Origin of the sequence: Psychrobacter sp. Pi2-1 (assembly GCF_904846645.1) — a bacterium.
Classification (GTDB): Bacteria; Pseudomonadota; Gammaproteobacteria; order Pseudomonadales; family Moraxellaceae; genus Psychrobacter.
This window is the reverse complement of sequence record NZ_CAJHBO010000007.1, coordinates 1-23,009: the sequence shown is the minus strand read 5'-3', so window position 1 is coordinate 23,009 and position 23,009 is coordinate 1. Positions and strand designations below refer to the sequence as shown.

The following is a 23,009-nucleotide window of genomic DNA, read 5'->3' as shown; positions in this document are numbered from 1 at the left end:
ATCTCTTTGATTAAATTAAAAATAACGAGATACGTGAAGCTAAATTGCAAGGTTATAGCAACAAAGGTGTTTTTGAAACATTTTGAAATAACTATTTAAAATCAGGGGCTTGCATGGTGCTATGACAGATTAGGGTAAGCTTGAGTAGCATAAACTCACAAAGTACTGCTATACCTTCAACAGATAAATCCTGAATTATTGATATACTGGTTCGTAAGTTAGCAAAGCAAGATAATGTTTTGGCTAAATACGTAAGACAATCAGAAAAATAGAATAAAAAATAAACAAGAATAGAAAATAGAGAGGTATTTGATTTGGCTAAGTTAGCAAAATTACATCGCTCACCAAACAATCGCATGATAGCAGGTGTGATGGGTGGCATTGCAGAATATGCTGGTTGGTCGCCAACATGGGTGAGAGTATTATTTGTCATTATCTCATCGTTAAGCGCAGCAGTACCAGGCATTTTGATTTATATCATCCTATGGATAATCATGCCAAGAGCTAATAGTCAGTCTTATCAATAATAGGAGCCTGATGGTTATCTTTAAAATTAGGTTTTTTGAACCAGTTAAAGAGTCAAGTTTAAGTTAGACGTAGTTGCTAAAAACAGTAGACCTCCAAAAAATAAAAAGCCTGATTAATCAGGATGCCCAAGATACAATTTTCCTCCTGCCCGAATGCTAGCGCATTTGGGTATTTTTTTATTTATTGTATTAGTGCGACTTCCATGATGATTTGCCTGAAAATACGCTATACAACCGAGGTTTTGTGCCCACTATGCAAATTTAGTTGATGTAAATATGGATAAAATAGTCAATTTTTAGTAAGGTGAGCAGGCAGATAGAGTCGTTGCCGAATAGGTCGCGCGTGCGCTATCAGAGATTTATTTAATAATACTCATTTCACAATGGCTTTACTATGAAAACCGAAACTATGACATCCCAAGCGATAACCCCGATGACACAAGATAAAGACTCTCAACCGATGACTTTTCAAGATTTAATCTTAACTTTGCAAAATTATTGGGCCGATAAAGGCTGCGTTGTATTGCAGCCCTACGACATGGAAGTCGGTGCAGGTACTTTTCATACCGCGACGTTTTTGCGCTCGTTAGGTCCTGAGCGTTGGAATGCAGCGTATGTACAGCCATCACGTCGTCCTACTGACGGGCGCTATGGTGATAACCCGAACCGCCTGCAACATTATTATCAGTTCCAAGTCGTGCTAAAGCCGAATCCACCGAACATCCAAGAGTTGTATTTGGACTCACTACGAGCCATCGGTATTGATCCATTGGTGCATGATGTGCGTTTTGTAGAAGACAACTGGGAATCGCCAACGCTTGGTGCGTGGGGACTTGGTTGGGAGATTTGGTTAAACGGTATGGAAGTCACGCAGTTCACGTACTTCCAGCAAGTCGGCGGTATCGAGTGCTTCCCAGTCACTGGCGAAATCACTTACGGGCTTGAGCGTTTGGCCATGTATGTACAAGGCGTTGATAGCGTTTATGATTTGGTCTGGGCAGACGGTGAGTTTGGCCGTGTCACGTATGGCGATGTTTTTCATCAAAACGAAGTCGAGCAGTCTACCTACAACTTTGAGCACGCTGATGTGCCAATGATGGGCGAGATGTTTGATTTTTATGAGCAACAAGCAGACAAATTGGTCGATGCAGGATTGCCATTGCCAGCTTATGAGATGGTATTAAAAGCATCTCATGCGTTTAACTTGCTTGATGCACGTGGCGCTATTTCAGTGACTGAGCGTCAGCGTTTTATCCTACGTGTGCGTACGCTTGCTCGTAAGGTTGCCTTTGGTTATGTAGAAGCTCGTGCCAAGTTAGGCTTCCCATTGGCTGATGAAGAACATCGCCAAGCCGCACTTGATAAGTATTTACCAAAAGAAGACGTGGCAGCAGACACCTTAGCAGCAGATGGCGTAGCAAAAGAAAATACTGACACTAACCAATCTACTAACGATAAATAGGAGCATCCCATGAGTACTATTCTATTTGAACTGGGGTGTGAAGAGCTACCTCCAAAGAGCCTAAAACCATTACGTGATGCGCTACAAGCCAGTGTTACTGAGCAATTAACTGCAGCAGATATTACCTTTGATAGTATCAAAGCCTTTGCTGCTCCGCGCCGTTTGGCAATTCAGATTCAAGGTATTAGCGATAAGCAGCCAGATCGTACTGAGCAAAAACGCGGACCAGCGATTAAAGCGGCATTTGATAGCGATGGCAATCCAACCCGTGCGGCGATGGGTTTTGCTAAAGGCTTGGGTATTGAAGCCAGCGAGCTTACGACCATTAACACCGATAAAGGTGACTATGTTGGTTTTGAGCAAACGATCAGTGGTCAAGCGACTACCGAGCTACTGCCGGCTATTTTTCAAACGGCGTTAGATAGCCTACCGATTGCCAAACGTATGCGCTCAGGCGCAAGTCGCAACGAGTTTGTTCGTCCCGTACAGTGGGTCGTATTGATGCAGGATGATACTGTCATTGATGCCACTATCCAAGGGCATGAGACAGGCTCGCAAACTCGTGGTCATCGCTTTCATAGCCCTGACTACCATGATATTGCTCATGCCAATGACTATGAGCAACTATTAGATGGTCTAAAAGTCGTGGCGGATTTTGATAAGCGTCAGATGCTGATCAAAAACCAAGTCAAAGCATTGGCAGATGAAGTCAATTCTGATGCCATCGTACCGCAAGATTTGTTAGACGAAGTCACCGCATTGGTTGATTTCCCCATTGCGTTACGAGCAAGCTTTGAGGCGCGCTTTTTACAAGTGCCGCAAGAAGCGCTTATCTCGACCATGCAAGCGGATCAGAAATATTTCTGCTTGACCGATAAAGCGGGCAAATTGCAGCCTTACTTTATCTTTATCACCAATATTGAGTCTAAAGACCCCAATCAGATTATCGAAGGTAATGAAAAAGTCGTGCGTCCACGTTTGGCTGATGCCGAGTTTTTCTTCTTGCAGGATCAAAAGCAGCCGTTGTTTGCACTCACAGAGAGTCTGAAAACTCGCGTATTCCAAGACAAACTGGGTACGATTTGGGAGAAATCTGAGCGTATTGCCAAGCTTGCTGCGTTTATCGCCACGTTGATGCAGCAGCAAGGCCACGATATTAATGTCGATGAAACCGTACGTGCGGGTATCTTATCTAAAGCAGATTTGGCCAGCTCGCTCGTCGGCGAGTACCCTGAATTGCAAGGTATCGCAGGTACGTATTATGCGCGTTTGAATGAGGAACCTGAAGCGGTTGCGGCAAGCTTAGAAGAGCAGTACCTGCCCAAGTTTAGCGGTGATGTATTACCACAGACACCGATTGGCATCTGCTTAGCATTGGCTGATCGTTTAGATACGCTCGTTGGTATTTTTGCGATTGACCAAGCGCCAACGGGTTCAAAAGATCCGTTTAGCTTACGTCGTTCTGCTATTGGTATCTTGCGTATTTTGATCGAAAAGCAGTTGCCGATTAATCTGGTAGCGCTCGTTGAGCAAGCGATCAAAGGCTATAGCGATGCTGAAGGTAGTAAGATTGCCAAAATGGGTGATACTTTTACCCAAGTCATGGCATTCCTAAACTCGCGCTATCGTGCGATGTATACAGAGCAAGGCGTTAGTGTCGATACGATTCAAGCAGTGCAAGCGATTAACCCGCATATGCCGCTTGATTTTGATCAGCGTATCCGTGCCGTGCAAGCATTTAGCGAGCTGTCACAAGCGTCGATGTTGGCTGATTCAAACAAACGTGTTGCTAATATATTGGCCAAGTCAGAAGTGAGCATTGCTGATACAGTCGATGAAGCACTACTGTCTGAATCTGCTGAGCAAAACTTATATGCGAATGTGAAACAAGCACAGACAGTGGTACAACCACTGCTGGAGCAAGCGGACTATACGCAAGTATTGCAAACGCTGGCTAGCTTAGATGAGCCGTTGACCCAGTTCTTCGATCAAGTAATGGTTAATAGTGAAGATGCTGCGCTTAAAAACAATCGCTTGGCATTACTAAAGCAGGTTCGCGCCTTGTTCTTGACGGTAGCTGATATTAGCGAGCTACAGCTGTAACTCTGCTAAAAGCTAATTGTTACTTTAGCCTGATAGTTACTTTAACCTGATTATTGCTTTAACTTGACAGTTACTTTTGATAAAAAACCTGGCTTATCGTGGCCAGGTTTTTTTCTATGCAGTTGACTGGTTTACTCATATAGTTATCCGTTAGATATAGCCAGTCAGTTAGCGCAATTAGCAATTAAACGGTAAAGGCATTGTATTATCGCTATTATTGACGGTAAAATTTATGCTATCAAGACCTGTTAAATAATCTTATTTAGTAGATTTCATTATTTCTCACGTTTACCCGTAATCGAAGGAGCACTGCCGTGTTTGCTGTTATTATCGTCATCCTTATTATTTGGGCTTCAATGTGGGCTTTTTATAAGTTTATGTACCCGCGTGCACCTAAAAGTATGATGCCAAAAGAAGGGGATGTGACCACTCCGCGTCAGTGCAATTTCTGTGGCAACAGCTTGGCTGAATATCGCGGTGTACTTGAAACCAAACCAAGCACAGCTACCGATGGCAACGTTGAAGCGAACCAAGAGTTATTCTTTTGCAATTATGAGCATCAGGCAGACTTTCACGCAGGCAAGACCTACACGCCTTATGCATAAATAGATAAATGATTGACCATAAAAAAGCGCCTAACTTTATTGGCTAGGCGCTTATGTGTTTAATACAATACGATGCATCTACAGAATAGAATGAGCATCTTTCATGATTTTATTGAGCAATGCCTCGGACTGTTTGTCTTTCTGCAAGCGATCTTCGTCACTTCTTTGATTGGCATGGATTTTTTCATACAAGTTTAAGCAGCACAGTACCAGTATGCTTTCTTGGCTAAGGCTTGGCGCATCTCTTTTTAGATCGAGCGCATAGTTGTTGATATACGAAACCGCTGACAGTAGCTCTTCTTGCTCATGTACAGGACAAAATATCGGATAAGTAACTCCAGCAATCGCAATATCAACTTTTTTGATTTGTGGTTCAGGCGCTTTAGGTGTTTTGGTATTAGATTGTGCCATGGCGCTTGATATATTTGATGCTGCTGGTGTCGTTTTTTGCGCTGGTACTGGAGCACTTGTTACTGGAGCACTTGGCGCTTGAGTATTTTTTGGTTGCTTTTCTATCGGTTTGCTTTGGTCATCGGTCATGATAAATCCTACAATGTCTGGTCAGTGAAATGAGTGATATCAGATTTTACAAATAGCGTTATGCAGTTGAATAAACAGTACGTCTTTGCTATCTGCTACAAGAAAACGTTAGCCTTCTGCTTGATCGATACGGGTTAGGCGCTGTAATACGACTTGCGTACGCTCGGCTGCCAATTGGTTCTTCTTTTGCAGTTCACTGTTTTGTTGTTTGATATCGCTATACTGCTGCTTTAGCTCATTATTGTGTTGTTGCAGTTCGCTGTTTTGTTGTTGTAATTGGCTGATCTGTTTTTGTAGTTTGTCTTGTTCTTCACCGATCATATGGTGCGCTTCTGCAAGACTCTGATAGCGCTTGTCGAGATCGTTCAGTTGTTTCTTGGCACCGTCACGTTCGTTATGGCTGTTGTCTAATTTGGTTTTTAGTGCGGCAAATTCTTTTGAATCAGTAACAGGATGTTGTTTTAAGCTGCTAAGTTCAGCACTGACAAGCTGATACTGTTTTTTGATGTCGAGTACCATTTTTTCTAATATTCTAAGTTGATCATACATAGTCAGTTTTTATCCTTAACAAGTAAGCGTGAATGAATTTTGTTCGCTGCATTTAATAATGCCATAGGTGACCGCATAATATCTATATCAACAAAGTAATTACAAGCATCAGGCTTTGTCTTTTCACTTTTATTTTTCGATGACTTGTCCATGACATTTTATCGCGACTATTTTTATTTTATAAGCAGTAATCAATTACTAGGACATCTATTATGAATGATAATATCTCTGGCTGGAATACTTGGCTGACCGCGTTTGATGATTGGACTGACGTGTCTATCAGCGAAGTGCATGGCATGATGACAGGGCTTATGACGGCTTGTAATGCGCCTGACGAAGCAACTTGGGCTAAGGTATTTGAAGAGCTCAGCTTTGCCCCGCTACCAGAGCCTGCATTGACCTTGCTGACAGAAGAAGCGGAAGACATCGTGTTTCAGCTCAAAGACAAAGATGATGCCTACGCGTATATGCCGCTCATCCCAGATGATGAACATGATTTATACGAGCGCGTGATGGCGTTGAAACAGTGGGCAAACGGTTTTATGACCGGTTTCGGTATTACCGATTGTGGTTTGACCAGTGAAGAAAACGAGATGCTATCTGATTTGGCTAAGATTGGCGCAATTCGTCTCGAAGATGATGAAGATTTTGAAGGTGGCGAAGAGTCTTATCTCTATATCTATGAATTTGCTCGTATGGTACCCGTAAGCTTTGCCACGCGTAAACGTAAGGCTGTCAAAGATATCGCGCTCATCGCTGGTTTGTCTATCGATGCCAAAACAACCAAAGAGCTACAGGCAGAAGGTAAGCTACCAAAACCAATGCCGCCAGTGGTTGATGTGATGAATCATAACAATCCATCGTAAGTCAGCTCTGACATATCATAGTTCTGAAAATTGTAGTAAGGATATTTTATGATCCAAAATAACAGTAGTAATAGCGACAACGTCATTAATAGCGATAACGTTGACAGTAGCAGCGATGTCCAGCTGAAAAGTGTCGAGCATCCTACTCAAAGTCTTGATTGGTTAACACGTCTCATCGCCTTTGATACAGTTAGTCGCCATTCTAATTTGGCTTTGATTAATGATGTAAAGTCGTACTGTGAGCTGTTGGGTTTGACGGTAGATTTGACCTTTAATGAAGCTAAAACCAAAGCCAACTTGTTTGTGACCGTACCAGCTGGTGAAAATGCTGATATTATCAATAACGGTCTGGTCTTATCTGGTCATACGGATGTGGTGCCAGTCGATGGTCAGGACTGGACATCAGAGCCGTTCACCGCGACGATACGTGGTGACAAGCTATACGGACGCGGTGCGTGTGATATGAAGGGCTTTATCGCTTGTGCGCTTACGGTATTGCCACAAGCCGTGCAGTTATCGAATAGCGGTCAGCTACGTCGTCCATTGCATCTGGCCTTGTCGTTCGATGAAGAGGTTGGTTGTTTGGGTGCGCCATTGATTTTGGCAGACCTAAAAGCACGTGGTATCACGCCTGATTATTGTATCGTCGGTGAGCCCACCAATATGGCGATGGTGGTCGCACATAAAGGTATTGCGGTTTATCGTTGCCGTGTTCATGGCAAATCAGCGCATTCGTCATTGATTGCTCAAGGGGTCAATGCAATCAGCTATGCCAGCAAACTGGTGGGCTATGTAGATACGCTTGCTGAAGAGCTGAGCGCTCGTGATGACACTTTAGAAGACGGGGATGCATTATTTACAGTGCCTTATTCGACATTGTCAGTAGGTACCATACATGGTGGTACAGCGACCAATATCGTGCCCAACCTATGCGAGTTTACTTTTGACTATCGTAACCTGCCGCATATGACGCAAGACGATATACTAGCGCCCATTCAGGCAAAAGTCGCTGAGCTAAATGCCCAAATGCAAGCACGCGCGCCAGAGACTGGCATTGAGCTGATGCAAGAAGAAAGCGTCCCAGCAATGACTGATAATGATAGTGCTGAGTTGCAATCGTTAATCGCTGCGCTGACAGGAGATGATGAGCGTCATAAAGTGGCTTACGCGACTGAAGGCGGTCAGTTTACCAATGCAGGTATTCCAACGATCATCTGTGGCCCTGGTAGTATTGAACAGGCGCATAAAGCGGATGAATATGTGGAGCTTAGCGAAATTGAACGCTGTGATGCATTCTTAAAGAAGCTGTTAGATAGCTGTACGACTCAGCCGTCCATGTAATCGTAATTATTAAGTAGAAGGCGTGTCGTTACTTTAATAATTTCTGCGAGACTTTTTTGACATATAGGTATAAGTGACACCGTCTTAATGGCGGTGTTTATTTTTTAGTCGCGTATTTAAGTCGTATAGCCGTTCGTCTTAGAACCATTTACACATGACAAAGTAGGGGTGGGTTGATGTCTTGGCATCTGTTTGCAGTGTTTTTCGCAAGTACGTTTTTTATCTCAGCGACCCCTGGTCCTAATATGCTGCTGGCATTTCAGTACGGCATGAACTATGGCGTCAAACGAACCTTATGGACGCTAGCAGGTCTGAGCCTTGGCTTGTTTGTATTACTGCTATCGACACTGCTTGGCTTGGACGTAATCAGTCGCCAGTCACCGTGGCTACTGACTATTATCAAAGCCGTGGGTGCTGCATACTTAATCTATTTGGGTATCAGCTCTTGGCGCGATGCTGGTGACAGTAGCTTGATGAGTGATGCTAAAGAGTTGAGTGCCGAGGTAGCAGCAGACTATGCTGCCACTGACGGCGTACCCAGTACACCACAGCCGCGTTCGCTCTCTAGTGCTGCTACTAAAATAGCGCCGAGCAACATGACCTTGTTTCGTACTGGTGTTTGGGTGTCATTATCTAATCCGAAAGCTATCTTGTTCTTTGCGGCATTTTTCCCTAAATTTATCAATTTTAGCGCGCCACTATGGCCACAATATGTCCTACTGACCATTGGTTTATTCATGAGCGAAACAATTTGGCAAATCGTATATACGCTAGGTGGTAAAAAGCTGGCAAGCTGGCTCGATGTTGGTAACCGCTTAGCTTGGCTCAATCGTGGATGTGGGGTAATATTTATAATTATCGCTGCTGCCCTATTGGCTGAAGTGATAAATAGTTTTATAGCTTAAAAACTACCGATACGATTTTAAATCAAAGTGATTAATTAAACACACGTTTATTAAATTATTTTCTATACAGGCCAAATTAATTATTGACTTTAATTTTTAAATCGTTATTATTGGCTCATTGATTTATATTGCTTATCTTTCATAAGCGATAAATCGTTTCAATTAACCTGCTATTGTCGCCCTGACATTAGCCACAACCTATGGAGGAATCATCGTGTCCTATATAACTACCAAGACGTTTTTAAAGATTACATGTGTAAACCACATGACAGCAATGACACCTTCGAAAAGGTTTGGCTAAATTTTTATATAAGCTATTGAGTGATATCCCATCTATCGATATCAACGAATAGCTTTCTGTATCTACTTGCGCTATCTCTTTTCTAAGTCTACTGTGCCAAATTTGCTCTGCGATTGTGCTAAGCCATATTGCGCTTGCTGTTATCTGTTTACCTAACATTTTTCTTTACCGCTATTGCTAATAAAGCGACTCAGGCTATGATTCAGCTAAAGCTTTTCTATGCATATAATATTTACGCTGTGGCCGACGGTTCTGATCTATATTATCTTTCTTTAAAATGTCCATAATAAATTAACCATGAATTTTTATTGATTTTTTAATTAATAAGAATACGGTTTTTTATTACCTAAATTTTATAATTTATTAATTTCATTTCTTGTTAAACGTTTCGTTTAATTGAGATACATAAGTAATGTCTAAAAATTATAAAATTGGTAATGATAAAAAATGCATGGTTATAAAATAATAAAATGGAAGTAATAAATTATGAGCATTCAATTAGTATTAAACAAAAATCCCAAACACGGCGTGCCAGTCAAAATTTACACCACCGATGTTGAGCAAGGTGCGATGCAGCAGTTACGCAATTTAGCCCAGCTAGAGTTTGTGCATTCCCACATTGCAGTGATGCCCGATGTGCACGTTGGCAAAGGCGCAACAGTCGGCAGCGTGATACCGACCAAGTCAGCCATCATTCCTGCCGCAGTTGGGGTAGACATTGGCTGCGGTATGAACGCAGTACGTTTGTCCCTGACGGCGAGCGATCTGCCTGATAGCTTAAGGTCACTGCGGTTGATCGTTGAGCAGCAAGTGCCAGTCGGCTTCAACATGCATAAGCAAATCCAAGCCAAGAACTCAACACTTGATCCACTAGGCAAACGCCTAAAACCGATTACTGATAAACACCCAGGTTTGCTTAAAATGCTTAAAGGTTTTGAGCGTACTTGGGCAAAGCAGTTGGGAACACTCGGCGGTGGCAATCATTTCATTGAGCTGTGCTTGGATGAAAACAACGATGTCTGGGTGATGCTGCATTCTGGTAGCCGCGGCATCGGTAATTGTATCGGTCAGTACTTTATTAACCTTGCCAAAAAAGAACGTCAATCGCGCTTTGGTCATGTGCCAGATCGAGATTTGTCTTACTTTGCCGAAGGGTCTGATAGCTTTGCTGATTATGTCGAAGCAGTAAGCTGGGCACAGGACTACGCGTTAGAGAACCGCCGCGAGATGATGCGCTTAGTGATTAAGTCACTGCAGTCGCCACAAGCAGGATTGCCACGATTTCAGCTGACCAAAGAAGCCATTAATTGCCATCATAATTATGTCAATGAAGAGGTACATTTCGGTGAGCAGGTCTATGTGACGCGTAAAGGCGCTATCAGTGCTTATGCAGGTGAGCTAGGTATTATCCCAGGCTCTATGGGCGCAAAGTCCTTTATCGTACGTGGTCTGGGCGAGGCTGAATCGTTTTGCTCATGTTCACATGGGGCAGGGCGCCAGATGAGTCGAGGCAAAGCCATGCGAGCGTTCACTATCGATGAGCTAAAGGCGCAGACGGATGGCGTCGAGTGTCGCAAAGACAAAGGCGTCATCGATGAGATACCCGGCGCTTATAAAGACATCGATGAAGTGATGGCCAATCAAGCTGACTTGGTCGAAGTGGTGCATACGCTAAAGCAGGTCATGTGTATTAAAGGCTAGCGAATAAAACCATAGCGAGTCACGACAGTTTCAATCGAGCTAAATGTACTAAGTGTACTATTTGCGCTCGATTTCCTAGTCGTGACCTCACTATGCTGTCATTCGAATATATAAAACAGATTTAGAATTATTGAAAATATAGGTAAAAACATGAGCTTAAAACAAACCTTAAAAAAGGCCAAACAAATTGAACGGCAGTTAGAGCAGCAAGCGCAGTTAGAACGTCAAAATATGACAGGTGCGCAACAGTCGCTAAGTACTGTCAAACCACGCAACTATTTGGCACTAGATCCACTGTTAAGAAAAGGTGGTATTCATGAGAAAGAAGATATCGATATCGTCCGCAAAAAACGTCGCCGCGAGACCAAGCAGCAGTTACGGAAGACAGATTGGTTATCAGAATAGTGGTAGTTAATATTCACGCACAAAAAAGCCGTTCGCTATTATAGTGAACGGCTTTTTTATTCTTATTCAAACTTAACCATTGTTACCTTAACCGCTATGCCAATACTTCGATTAGCTCACCTTTGACCATGTGCGGACTAACGAAATCAGTAATACGCACGCTGACGATTTTACCAAGTAACTCATCCATTTTGTCTTCGTCATAAGGGAACATGACGGTACGAGTGTTATCTGCTGTACCGATTAAGCAATCAGGATGACGATTAGCAACTTGTTCAACCAAGACGCGAGTCGTAGTGCCGACCATTTCATACGTTTTAGCAAGCGTTGAGTCAATGATGACTTTCTGGAATTCAGCCAAGCGAGCTTTTTTGGTCGTGAAGCTTACATCATCTGGCAACTCAGCGGCTGGCGTGCCTGGACGTTTAGAGTAGATAAAGCTGTAAGAGTGATCGAAGTTCAACTCTTTTGCCAAGTTCAAGGTATCTTGGAAGTCTTGATCGGTCTCACCAGGGAAGCCAATGATAAAGTCGCTCGACAAGTGAATATCTGGACGAATGGCTTTTAGCTTATTAATCTGATTAATATAAACGTCAATCGTATGGTTGCGCTTCATCGCTGCCAAAATAGCGTTTGAGCCACTCTGAACCGGTAGATGTAAGTGCGATACTAGCTCTGGCAATTGTGCGTACGCGTCAATGATATCATCAGTGAACTCTAGCGGATGGCTGGTCGTATAGCGAATACGCTCGACACCATCGACATGCGATACATAGTGTAATAGCTCAGCGAAACGGCAAATGCTGCCATCGTCTTTTTCGCCGCGATAGCCGTTGACGTTTTGACCCAATAGGTTGATTTCACGGATACCTTGAGCGGCAAGGCTGTCAATCTCAGCCAAGACGTCATCAAGTGGACGCGATAATTCTTCACCACGCGTATAAGGCACCACGCAAAATGAGCAATACTTTGAGCAACCTTCCATGATAGAGACAAAGGCTTTGTAGCCTTCTACTCTTGGCTCTGGTAAGAAATCAAACTTTTCGATGCTAGGGAATGACACATCAATCGTACCGATACGATTTTTAGGTGCGATTTCACGTTGTTCGTTTGATTGATCATACAGCTCTGGCAGGCGATGCAAGGTTTGCGGGCCAAATACCATGTCGACATAAGGCGCACGCTTCTGAATATTATCGCCTTCTTGTGAAGCGACACAACCACCGACGCCAATGACGAGGTCAGGGCGTTTTTCTTTTAGTTTGCGCCAACGGCCCAGTTCTGAAAAGACTTTTTCTTGCGCTTTTTCGCGGATAGAGCAGGTGTTCATCAGTAGTACGTCGGCCTCATCGATATCATGAGTCACTTCCATACCATGGGAGTCGCCTAGCACGTCTAGCATTTTGCCAGAGTCATAGACATTCATCTGACAGCCTTGAGTGGTGACAAAGACCTTTTTTGTCGCTGCTTTTTCGACGGGCGCTTGGGCTGAACTTGCTTCTTTGAGTGCAGTGACAGCACGTGCGGTGACAGTCGTCTCAGCAACAGCATCGTCATCGATGCGGGGATTGAATACAGTAACACTCATAAGGATAAGTCCATGATTGACCAAAAATATAGCGGAGTAGCCGATTAACAGGTGGCGTATTTTATCACAACCCTGTGCCAATGTGAAAAATTAGCACGAGCGATGAGGTATCAATATGATAAATAATTCATAGCAGTATCAATTATTTACTGTCGTTCATATTACTATTCATAAAAACTGCGGCTCGTTATCACTTCTATGTTACACCGTGCTGTCCTATTTATTAACAAAAGGTAAAGGAGATAGTTGAAAGCACAATGAGTATAGTATGATGATTGCTATACCCTTGGCGGTACTTAGCGAACCGTTATTCACATATTTGTAGAGATATCATAAAGAGAGTCAGTATGACAAAGTTGCGTGTTGCGCATAGCATCAAGGATGAAGAGTCTATCAGTCAAAAACACGCGTCAAAGCGAATCACAGTAGGGACGCTACGGCTGAGCGCGTTGAGCGTGGCAACAGCGGTAAGTGCACTTGGTGTGTCACAAGTCGCTTGTGCCGAGTTGACGTGGGGCGATGAGGAAAGCTACCAACAAGAAAGTAACTATCAACAAGATTATCAGCAAGACACCAGTATCGACTCATTTATGGCAGCCGCTATCGCCGCAGATCGCGGTGATGTGAGTGCGCTCTATAGCTATGAGCAAGTCATGAGCGGCGGCTTGTTTGCGATGTATCCGACCTATTGGCGTATGAATCTAGATCTCAATTCACAGAGTTCAGCGGCGGTCTCGCAGTTTGTGCGTCAGTATCCAGATACGGTCATGGCTGAGAAATTAGTGGCTGATTTTGCGGAGACTAAAGCAGGATCGAATGATTATGCCTCGGTTAGACAGGTAGCCAATTTAATTACCAATGCCGATGCCAGTGAGCGCTGTGCCGTTGCGCTTGGGTTTAATAATGGTGGTGACACCATGCGTGCCATGGCAGCCAAATCTGATGTTTGGCTAACCACCAAAAAGCAACCAGCATTATGCGATCAGCTAGCGATGGAGATGAACAACAACGCACTGATTAGTAACCAAGATCGTGCGGCTCGTCTCAAGCGTATGCTACGTAAAGGCAAGACCGGTGATATTATGGCATTGTCCTCACGCCTTGGTACGCCAATTGCTTATTCGGCGCTCAGTGAAATTCAGCTAAATCCGTCTTCTTTCTTTAGCCGTTTTGCTCGTGAGCCTGCCAGTCAAACCAATCAGTATTTGTATCTGTATGCTATTGGCCGTGTGGCTGACAAGTCGTATCGCGAAGCGGCGTTACAATTAGACTTTGATATCAAGCAAGACAATCAGCGCGCGGTCAAATTGTTGAATGACGAAACCCGACGCTATGCTTATCGTACGCTTGGCGTACAGCGTATGAATCACAACACTGATGATGGCTTTAACGCTGAAGCAGTCGATTGGTTCCGCAATAGTTTGGACAATGACTTTAATTTTGAAGAAGCTGAAGACTATGCCATGGCGGCGATTCGCTTCAGTCGTTGGGATGATGTGGTAGAAGCTATCTCAAAAATGGACGGCGAAACGCAAAAAGAAGCTCAGTGGCAGTATTGGCTAGCTCGTGCGTATGAGCAGTCAAGCGATAGTAATAAGCGCAATACGTCTAAGAAAATGTATCAGAACTTAGCAAAAAGTAATGACTACTATGGCCTGATGGCAAAAGATAAAATAGGGCAACGTTTTGATGCTAGCCGTTTAGGCGGTAGTAATTTGCCTAACGTCAGTACCGCTGATCGCGCGCGCGTCATGCAAGATGCTAACTTTGCTCGTGCGTTTGCGTTATATAACTCTGAGGCCAGTCGTGCTTATGCCAACCGCGAGTGGAACTGGGCAGTGAAGCAAGCTCGTGACAATCGTGATGACAATTTGATTATTGCCGCTGCTCGTCAAGCCTATGATATGGGCTGGCTCGATCGAGCGATTTATGCGGTTGATAATACTGATAGAGTGGATAGCTTAGCACTTTCGCATCCAATGCCGCATCAAAGCGCAGTTGTGCGTTATAGTGAGTCAGCAGGTATTGATCCAGCATGGGCGTACGGTATTATGCGTCAAGAAAGCCGTTTTGTATCTTCTGCGCGCTCAAACGTAGGCGCGAGCGGACTGATGCAAGTTATGCCTGATACCGCAAAATATATCGCTCGTAATCTAGGCGAGATGTATAGTGCGAGCCGTGCCAACAGCGGTGATACCAATATTCGTTATGGTACGTGGTATATGGGTGATATCTTGGGCAAACTCAATTATCAACCAGTATTGGCAACCGCAGGCTATAACGCTGGTCCTAATAACGCCAAACGCTGGCAGCCAGTTTATGGTTCTCTCGCCGCAGATCAGTATGTAGAGTCGATTGCATTTCCTGAGACACGTAACTATGTCAAACACGTGATGGAAAACGCCACTATCTATAGTAGCCTTTTAGGTCGTAGTCAGCCAATCAGTCAGCGTATGGGTACAGTACCTGCTTCATTTTAGTCAGTGATGTTATAAACAATAAACCACTAATAATTTTTTGTTAGTGGTTTATTTTTGTACACTAGATTGTTTGACCAGTGATGAATGACTTTATAGACCGTTATTTTATATGTAGTCGTTTATCAGTTGTTTCATACATAATCATCTGACAAATACCTATCTGATCAGCGCGCAATTCTTGACGAAGGCGACAACGTTTACGTTTTTGCTATAGATTAAAAAAAACGTTTTGTTACCATTGCCTTAATGGGAAACCCTATTTTTCAGTCTTGTTCTTAGGTCAATGCGTGTTTTATGTATCGCGTCTAATGATTTAAGTTATAGCCTATGTCTTATCATTGCTAACTAACTGCCCTCAGTCCTATGATCAAAAAATATTTTAGTCTGTCTACGTCGCCAAAAACCAAATATTCGTTATCTAATCGGATATGCTCTTTATCGAAGGCAAATACAAAGACAGATACAAACGCAAGCAACAAGGCTGCTAACTCTATGGTGCAATTGCGTGCAGATTTGGCTAGCAAACACAGTGTAGGTAGTATCAAAGCGACGATGAGCTTTGGCGCTTTACTGCTTATACAAGGTGTTGTATTGCTGCCAGTACAGGCGGCTAGCACGGTTAAGACTGGTCAGCGCGTATTGATGATTGAGATGACACCAGCATTATGTAATATGCAGCCAACGCGGGCACGTATGCGCCAGTGTTTAGAAGGGTATTCATTAACCGTATCTGGTCTAGATATGGGATATGGCGAGCGCTGCGGTCGCGGTAGTGAGCCACGCCTTACCCCGCTACAACTAAAAGTCGTTAACCGCATCATGCCTGACACAACAGTGCGTAGCCAGACGTGGCAACGTTATGGAGCTTGTAGTCCGCTTAGCGCCAGCAGTTACTTTCGACAGATTACTAACTATGCAGGTGGACTAAAATTACCGAATGAGCTAAATACTGGTAATAGTTATACCGTTTCTAAATCACGGTTTATCAGTCAAATGACCCGCCTCAATAGTGGTATGTCTTCAAATAGTGTGGATCTTATCTGTCAAGAAGGCAGCCGTCGCCAATCGATACTCACTGATATACACGTATGTTATGAAGGCAGTGACTTTGGCACTTGTCATGACGTTGTAGACAGCTGTGGCAGTAAATTTATCATTTCAGGTGGACGATAGCCTTTGCTTAGTTACTTGCCCAAACTTTTTTTGATACCGTTTTCCATTTCACTTAGCCGAATTTAATGGTGCAAATTGCCTATTTTGACCATTATATCTACGCATAACGTAGTGAAAATGTGCTTTAGTTATCATGTGATAAAGCCCTCTAGTGCTTTATCCGTAAGCGCTTAGCCTCTGCAGAAATCCTCTCGTATAAAATGTAACAATATAATCCCTGACGGGTCTATGACTGTATCTAGACGGTCACTGCGATGAAGTGCTACACTAGCTCTCGGTTTATACATGCTGTTCTGCAGCGAACAAGTCGATATCTAAAACGATAATCATCAATTAGAATCATAAGCTACATAATCATTAATTAGGGAGTATTCAATGTCAATGAAACAGCCTTTACGTGTTGCCGTCACTGGTGCCGCTGGTAACATCAGCTACGCGATGCTATTTCGTATTGCATCTGGCGAGATGCTAGGTAAAGATCAGCCAGTTATTTTGCAATTACTTGAAATCACGCCAGCGCTTGACGCCCTAAAAGGTGTGGTTATGGAGCTAGAAGATTGCGCATTCCCACTATTGGCGGGTATTGTTCAGACTGATGATGCGAATGTTGCATTCAAAGATATCGATTATGCTTTATTAGTTGGCGCACGTCCTCGTGGTCCAGGTATGGAGCGTAAAGACCTGCTAGAAGCCAATGCTGCGATTTTCTCAGCACAAGGCAAAGCATTGAACGAAGTTGCTAGCCGTGACGTGAAAGTATTGGTCGTCGGTAACCCTGCCAACACCAACGCACTTATCGCTCAGCGCAATGCACCAGATCTTGATCCACGCAACTTCACTGCAATGACGCGTCTAGACCACAACCGTGCTATGGCACAGTTGGCTGGTAAGACTGACAGCACGGTTAATGACGTGAAAAAAATGATCATCTGGGGTAACCACTCATCAACTCAGTATCCAGATCTAACCGCTTGTACGGTAAATGGCAAGCCTGCGCTAGAGTTGGTTGATCGTGACTGGTACGAAGGCACTTATATCCCAGAAGTACAACAGCGCGGTGCAGCAATCATTAAGGCTCGCGGTGCATCATCTGCTGCCTCGGCTGCTAATGCTGCTATCGCACATATGCGTACGTGGGCGCTAGGTACTGATGAAAACGATTGGGTATCTATGGGTGTTTACTCAAACGGCGAATATGGTATCGCTGAAGGCCTTATCTACTCGTTCCCTTGCACTTGTACTAACGGCGACTGGTCTATCGTAGACGGCGTTGATGTGTCATCAGATTTCTCTAAAGAAAAAATGGCTGCCACTGAGCAAGAGCTTAGCGAAGAGCGTGATGCAGTAGCACATCTACTACCATAAGGCGAAGCCTTTATATCATTCAGCTCAAGCTAGGTGATAAGTAGAAAGAAAAAAGCCCTCGTATATAAGAGGGCTTTTTTTATGCCGGTAATATTAAGCTAAATGATGATAGGTTAAATGGGGGTAACCTTGTTTATAACCTCAAATAGCTAGGTGTCGATTACCGACAATACAATTGATAACGTTAGATAAACGTTGATTAACAGCTATTAGAATAAAGCTTGCTACAATAAACGTGTTAATTTGAATAATAACTATGATTTTATACGTACCATTTAAGGAGAAAAGTATGTTGGGTGAACCAGAATATAACATGAATGAGCTATTTGCTCAGTTAGGTTTAGAGAGCTCTGACGAAGCAATTGATAAGTTTATCGCGAACAATCAATTAGCAAAAGAAGAAAAGTTAACAGAGTCTGATATTTGGAATGACAACCAGCGCATGTTCTTGCAAGAAGAATGGAGCAAAGATGCGGTATGGGTGGAGACAATTGACGAATTGAATGTCCGTCTGCATCCTGATGCTTAATAACGCATAGAATCAATATAAAGAACCCCACGATACGGATAGTATTATGGGGTTTTTTCGTAGATAAAGTATCATCAAATACTATATTTGATGATTACGCCATTCAAGTAGATCAGCGACATCTTGGTTAATACCAGTTTTCAATGCTTCCAAGCCATCGTAGCGACGCTCACCATGCAAAAAGTGCAGGAAACGTACGTGTAAGTTCAGTCCGTATAAATCAGCTTGCAACTGCGGAAAGTGGACTTCTAGTCGCCAGTCATCACCTTTATCAACAGAAGGTCTTTTGCCAATATTAGCCGTGCCAAACAAACTATGCGGACGCAAGCCGGCAACACCTTTATGACCGTCGGTGGCAAGCTCAGTCAAACCATCAGCGATCACATTACCATTATCATCTAAGCTCACCACGTCGACTGCAAAAATACCATGCAGGGCAGGCTTTATACGTTGCAAATCGATATTTGCTGTAGGGAAGTCTATTGTTCGTCCTATCTGGTCGCCGCGCACAACCACTCCTGTGATTGCATAGTCACGACCAAGTAATCTGTTGGCCGCCTGAAGGTCACCTGCCAATAGTAAGTCACGAACACGAGTAGAGCTGATACGGGCAGCGTCGTTATCGATCGTATCAATACTGTCGCTATCAGTATTATTATCAGTGACCGTATGCAGGTTGGTCACATCCAAACCATAATCACGCAAAAACTGACTGTCGCCAGTACGATCATGGCCGAAGCGAAAGTCATCGCCCAGCACCAACGCTTTTACGTTCAAACGCTTGGCTAATATATCGGCAAATGCTTGTGCTGATAGCGAGCGAAATTCTGTATCAAAACCTGCTACGATCAATGTTTCAACATCATACTCTGCTAGCAGTGCTTGCTTCTCTGCCAGATTCGTCAAACGTGCAGGTGCTTTAGCAGGTGCAAAAAACTCGCGTGGCTGCGGCTCAAAAATCATGACCGCCGCACCCAAATTTTGGGTATGTGCAATCTCACGAACTTGGGCTAGCATGGCTTGGTGACCAAGGTGCACACCGTCGAAATTGCCGATAGTGAGCACGCAAGATGCCAACTCTACTGGGACAGTGTCCGTAGATGAAGTGTGTGGCGACGAAATCAGTTGCTCAAGAAAATAGGTTTTCATAAGTTTTCAGCTATGATGAGACCAAATAAAAAACGAAAAAACACATCTATGCTTAAAATTGATGTGTCTAAAACCAGCCATTATAAAGTAAAATAGCCACACTAACATCCTATAGTCTACGTGTAATGCAACTATGGCGCATAGGGTGGCCATTCTTTATTGCCAATGATGCTAATACCAATCCTAACAACAATCTCGACAACGATGGAGATCTTATGTCTGCTGCTGCCTTAAATACCATACCAACCGAACTATCGACATATCAGCTCACCGATCAGTTCGTTGTGCAGCGTGCAAATAAAGAAGATTTAGCAGAAGTCTTAGCCATTTATAATCAAAGCATACCGGGCAAACAAGCAACAGCCAATCTTGCATTGGTTACGCTAGAAGAGCGTGCCGCTTGGTTTGAAGAGCATTTGGATAGTGCAACCAGACCGATATATGTGGTCAAGGCATTACCATCAAATAATATAGATCAAACAAAGGCACCGATAGTCGCATGGGGCAGCTTTAGTGATTTGTACGCACGTACTGCCTATCATATCAGTACCGAGATTAGCATTTATCTAAATCAAGATTATCAAGGCAAAGGGTTAGGCAGTTTGCTGACCCGTTGGATGTTGACGCAAGCACCAAGCCTAGGTATTCGAAATATTATCGCCCTTGTCTTTGCTCACAACCATCCAAGCTTAGGATTATTTCGTAAGCTTGGCTTTGAGCAGTGGGGATATATGCCCGAAGTCTGCGATATGGAAGGGTTTATCGCTGATGTTGTGATGCTGGGTAAAGCAGTCACGTCAGACGATATTTCAGATAAAGCGCCTGAGGCAATTTAGCTTAAGATGCTCTACCCTAAAATCTTCCATTGACCTTCTATCTTCTGTAGCTGGTAGGTCAGTGGTGCAGGTTCGCTCTGTCCTTTTAGCATCAGCTCGCCAGTGATGGTGGCACGAGTTTTGTCATCGTTGTATTTGGTATCAGTAATCGTAACGCCATCCACCGTTTGTTGAAACGCAGACTGAGTATTGGCAAGCTCTTCTTCAAAGTTTGCCATATCAACTTGGTAATATGACGCCGCATCCTTCACGTCACCATAATATAAGCTGTTTAGGGCTTGCTTGACAGTATCCTCTGGCGTACCGGCTTGAGTTGGATTGGTCACTAGGCTTTTCTGTTTAGTCTCATCAGTAACTGGATTAATATTGTCACTATCAATCGCTGTCTTATCTTCAGTGCCATCTGTAATTTCGCCTGTTTCGCTAGCAATTTCATCGGCCATCGCTTGGTCAGTCGTATCATTGTCTAATGTGACGTCTTCTGAGGTATCAACAGTCGCTGCCACATCTTCATTATCGGTAGCAGTTTCAGCCGACTCATTATTGCTACAACCGCTAATAAGTAATCCAGTGCTGAGTACACCAGTTGCTAACAGAATTGGTAAGCGCTGGAAGATTGGCTGTTTCGTTGTCATATTAAACCTCAAATGTCATTTATTCATTAGTGATCTATTATGACAATTATCAGCAGCGTGCATTGTCATTTCTCATGACAGGCTTGTTTTGGTTTGGTAAGCCCGTTATGGATTTACTTATACTTTGTCCTAACCGTGCTTTAGCTGACGCGGACGGAAACCAGTCGCTAGCAATACCACACCGTAAACCAGCGCTCCGACGGCACACATAATGATCAGCGCGACGATACGTTGCCACTGAGCTTCATCGGTAGGAAAGTAAGGCAGCATAAAATAAAGCACGCCAATCATAGAGCCAGTCGAGATAGCAAACTGCGTAAACAGCTTTTTCCAATGCGGACCGAAACGGAAAATATCACGCTTGTGCAAGAAGTAATATAGCAAGCCTGCGTTTACAAAAGCGGCGCCAGTCGTAGCCAATGCCAGACCACCATGTAACGGTATCTCTAAGAAATAAAATATTCCAATAAAAATAACACTAAAAATCATATTGGCGATGACAGAGATGATGCCGATTTTGACAGGTGTTCTGGTGTCTTGACGCGCAAAGAATGCAGGGGCAAAGATCTTGATCAGCATGAATCCTAAGATACCACCTGCCATACTACGTAATGCCAGTGCACTCATCTGGGCATCACGAAGGGTGAACTCACCACGTAAGAACAGGGCTTGCATCAGCACATCTGCGAGTACAAAGAGCGCAGCCGAGGCAGGCACACCGACCAAAATGATAAGGCGCGCGGCCCAATCGATGGTCTTTTTGAAACTAACATCGTCTTTTTGTGCTTCACTTTTTGACAGACTTGGTAATATGACCGTACCAATCGCCACACCAATCAGCCCTAGTGGTAACTCGCTCATACGCTCAGCCGCGTAGAGCCAAGACACCGAACCACCAATCATCAATGAGGCAAAAACGGTGTTCAGCAATAAGTTAATCTGAGTGACAGACACACCAAAGATAGCAGGCAGCATTAATTTTAGAATGCGGCGAACACCCTCGTGCTGAAAGTCAATCTTGGGCGCGACCAGTAGTTTTTGTTGCCATAGCTGAGGCAGTTGTATTAAGAATTGCAATAGTCCTGCGATCGCCACGGAATAGCCGAGCGCCATAATAGGCGTATCAAACATCGGCGCAAAAATCAGCGCACCACCAATCATACATAAATTCAATAGGACTGGGGCAAAGGCGGGCGCAGCAAAACGGCCATAACTTTGCAAGATACCACTGGCAAAAGCCGTCATAGAAATAAACAGCAAATAAGGGAAGGTAAGGCGGAGTAATTCAGCGGTAATGGCAAATTTGTCAGGTTGATCGGCAAACCCGGGGGCAAACAACGTCACTACCCAAGGCGCGATTAAGATAACAACAACTGTCAGCATCGACAACACCAGCAAGAGTGCGCCCGAGGTGCGACTGACTAAAATCTGTACTTGCTGTAAGCTGTACTTTTCCTTGTACTCGGATAGCACAGGAACGAATGCTTGGCTAAACGCCCCTTCAGCAAACAGTCGTCGCAAAAAGTTCGGGATTTTGAAGGCGACCAAAAAGGCGTCCATCAAACCGCCAGCCCCAAAAACTCCTAGCAATACGACATCGCGTACCAAACCTAAAATACGCGATAACATGGTCATACTGCTGACCACCATGGTTGAACGAAATAACCGACTTTTTGCCATGAGAACCTATCTTGCTAAGTTGTGTACAGGGTTGTGTAAGAGGTAGTGTACTGATTTGCTGTTGCAAAAAAACTGACGAATTATAGCACTTTCACAATCGAGATAAATGGATTGGATGTGGAATATAAAATATGGAAGCCGAGGGAGTTTCCTAAAAACTGTGTAACTGCTTATAATCCATTAACAGGAGAATAAGCAATGACTAACCAAAACGACATTAAAAAACTGGCCCAGCAGATGGCTGGTAGCATGAAAAGCTTCGATGACAT

20 protein-coding genes are annotated in these 23,009 nt (G+C 43.8%); 14 read left to right on the top strand and 6 right to left on the bottom strand.

The features are described 5' to 3' along the window. Positions 1–314 precede the first annotated feature (314 nt). The 4 genes from JMX91_RS05670 to JMX91_RS05655 all read left to right on the top strand — a co-directional run bounded on the left by JMX91_RS05670 (position 315) and on the right by JMX91_RS05655 (position 4,697). Complete coding sequence (locus JMX91_RS05670; protein ID WP_201548071.1) at positions 315–527, top strand: PspC domain-containing protein; 213 nt, start codon at positions 315–317, stop codon at positions 525–527. A 460-nt stretch (positions 528–987) separates the two neighbouring features. Continuing rightward, entirely contained in the window at positions 988–1,989 is a 1,002-nt protein-coding gene (gene glyQ / locus JMX91_RS05665) for a glycine--tRNA ligase subunit alpha (RefSeq protein ID WP_227679301.1), read from the top strand. Between the two features lie 9 nt (positions 1,990–1,998). Next, entirely contained in the window at positions 1,999–4,092 is a 2,094-nt protein-coding gene (gene glyS, locus JMX91_RS05660; RefSeq protein ID WP_201548070.1) for a glycine--tRNA ligase subunit beta, read from the top strand. A 314-nt stretch (positions 4,093–4,406) separates the two neighbouring features. After that, positions 4,407–4,697 carry a hypothetical protein gene (locus JMX91_RS05655; RefSeq protein WP_224737782.1) on the top strand — a complete coding sequence of 97 codons (291 nt, stop codon included), beginning with the start codon at positions 4,407–4,409 and terminating at the stop codon, positions 4,695–4,697. Between the two features lie 78 nt (positions 4,698–4,775). Here JMX91_RS05655 and JMX91_RS05650 read toward each other — a convergent pair whose 3' ends face one another. Together JMX91_RS05650 and JMX91_RS05645 are read right to left on the bottom strand one after the other, a co-directional pair. Further along, positions 4,776–5,237, bottom strand: coding sequence for a cell division protein ZapA (locus tag JMX91_RS05650; RefSeq protein ID WP_201548069.1), 462 nt, complete (start codon positions 5,235–5,237; stop codon positions 4,776–4,778). Between the two features lie 108 nt (positions 5,238–5,345). Beyond that, positions 5,346–5,786 (bottom strand): hypothetical protein, encoded by a 441-nt coding sequence (locus JMX91_RS05645; protein WP_057761479.1) that lies wholly within the window; start codon positions 5,784–5,786, stop codon positions 5,346–5,348. Positions 5,787–5,998: 212 nt separating this feature from the next. Here JMX91_RS05645 and JMX91_RS05640 point away from each other — a divergent pair, with 212 nt between their 5' ends. The 5 genes from JMX91_RS05640 (at position 5,999) to JMX91_RS05620 (ending at position 11,305) form a co-directional block, all read left to right on the top strand. Further along, positions 5,999–6,652: a UPF0149 family protein gene (locus JMX91_RS05640; RefSeq protein ID WP_057761477.1), complete on the top strand. Its 654-nt coding sequence runs from the start codon at positions 5,999–6,001 to the stop codon at positions 6,650–6,652. Positions 6,653–6,700: 48 nt separating this feature from the next. Further along, positions 6,701–7,993: an acetylornithine deacetylase gene (gene argE / locus JMX91_RS05635; protein WP_227679295.1), complete on the top strand. Its 1,293-nt coding sequence runs from the start codon at positions 6,701–6,703 to the stop codon at positions 7,991–7,993. Positions 7,994–8,169: 176 nt separating this feature from the next. Beyond that, the gene (locus JMX91_RS05630) at positions 8,170–8,898 is read left to right on the top strand and encodes a LysE family translocator (protein ID WP_201548068.1); all 729 of its coding nucleotides are present in this window, start codon (positions 8,170–8,172) and stop codon (positions 8,896–8,898) included. Positions 8,899–9,685: 787 nt separating this feature from the next. Continuing rightward, positions 9,686–10,900, top strand: a complete 1,215-nt coding sequence (locus tag JMX91_RS05625) for an RtcB family protein (RefSeq protein WP_201548067.1) — start codon at positions 9,686–9,688, stop codon at positions 10,898–10,900. Between the two features lie 150 nt (positions 10,901–11,050). Then, the gene (locus tag JMX91_RS05620) at positions 11,051–11,305 is read left to right on the top strand and encodes a hypothetical protein (RefSeq protein ID WP_201548149.1); all 255 of its coding nucleotides are present in this window, start codon (positions 11,051–11,053) and stop codon (positions 11,303–11,305) included. Between the two features lie 94 nt (positions 11,306–11,399). Here JMX91_RS05620 and miaB read toward each other — a convergent pair whose 3' ends face one another. Then, positions 11,400–12,893, bottom strand: coding sequence for a tRNA (N6-isopentenyl adenosine(37)-C2)-methylthiotransferase MiaB (gene miaB / locus JMX91_RS05615; protein ID WP_201548066.1), 1,494 nt, complete (start codon positions 12,891–12,893; stop codon positions 11,400–11,402). A gap of 347 nt (positions 12,894–13,240) precedes the next feature. Between miaB and JMX91_RS05610 the strand changes: the two genes are divergently transcribed. From JMX91_RS05610 to JMX91_RS05595, 4 genes are all read left to right on the top strand, one after another. After that, positions 13,241–15,373 (top strand): lytic transglycosylase domain-containing protein, encoded by a 2,133-nt coding sequence (locus JMX91_RS05610; protein WP_201548065.1) that lies wholly within the window; start codon positions 13,241–13,243, stop codon positions 15,371–15,373. A gap of 492 nt (positions 15,374–15,865) precedes the next feature. After that, positions 15,866–16,546 (top strand): hypothetical protein, encoded by a 681-nt coding sequence (locus JMX91_RS05605; RefSeq protein WP_227679294.1) that lies wholly within the window; start codon positions 15,866–15,868, stop codon positions 16,544–16,546. Between the two features lie 381 nt (positions 16,547–16,927). Next, on the top strand, positions 16,928–17,911 hold the full coding sequence (locus tag JMX91_RS05600) for a malate dehydrogenase (RefSeq protein WP_265089172.1): 984 nt from the start codon (positions 16,928–16,930) through the stop codon (positions 17,909–17,911). A 289-nt stretch (positions 17,912–18,200) separates the two neighbouring features. Continuing rightward, positions 18,201–18,440 carry a DUF2789 family protein gene (locus JMX91_RS05595; RefSeq protein ID WP_201548063.1) on the top strand — a complete coding sequence of 80 codons (240 nt, stop codon included), beginning with the start codon at positions 18,201–18,203 and terminating at the stop codon, positions 18,438–18,440. Positions 18,441–18,521: 81 nt separating this feature from the next. On the opposite strand, the gene ribF is transcribed toward JMX91_RS05595, so the two are convergent. Then, positions 18,522–19,589 carry a riboflavin biosynthesis protein RibF gene (ribF, locus tag JMX91_RS05590; RefSeq protein WP_201548062.1) on the bottom strand — a complete coding sequence of 356 codons (1,068 nt, stop codon included), beginning with the start codon at positions 19,587–19,589 and terminating at the stop codon, positions 18,522–18,524. Between the two features lie 125 nt (positions 19,590–19,714). Between ribF and JMX91_RS05585 the strand changes: the two genes are divergently transcribed. Further along, positions 19,715–20,425, top strand: coding sequence for a GNAT family N-acetyltransferase (locus JMX91_RS05585; protein WP_265089169.1), 711 nt, complete (start codon positions 19,715–19,717; stop codon positions 20,423–20,425). An 11-nt stretch (positions 20,426–20,436) separates the two neighbouring features. Here JMX91_RS05585 and JMX91_RS05580 read toward each other — a convergent pair whose 3' ends face one another. Both JMX91_RS05580 and murJ read right to left on the bottom strand, forming a co-directional pair. After that, positions 20,437–21,060, bottom strand: a complete 624-nt coding sequence (locus JMX91_RS05580; RefSeq protein WP_201548061.1) for a hypothetical protein — start codon at positions 21,058–21,060, stop codon at positions 20,437–20,439. 129 nt (positions 21,061–21,189) lie between these two features. Further along, positions 21,190–22,740, bottom strand: coding sequence for a murein biosynthesis integral membrane protein MurJ (gene murJ / locus JMX91_RS05575; protein ID WP_201548060.1), 1,551 nt, complete (start codon positions 22,738–22,740; stop codon positions 21,190–21,192). Between the last annotated feature and the right edge of the window lie 269 nt (positions 22,741–23,009).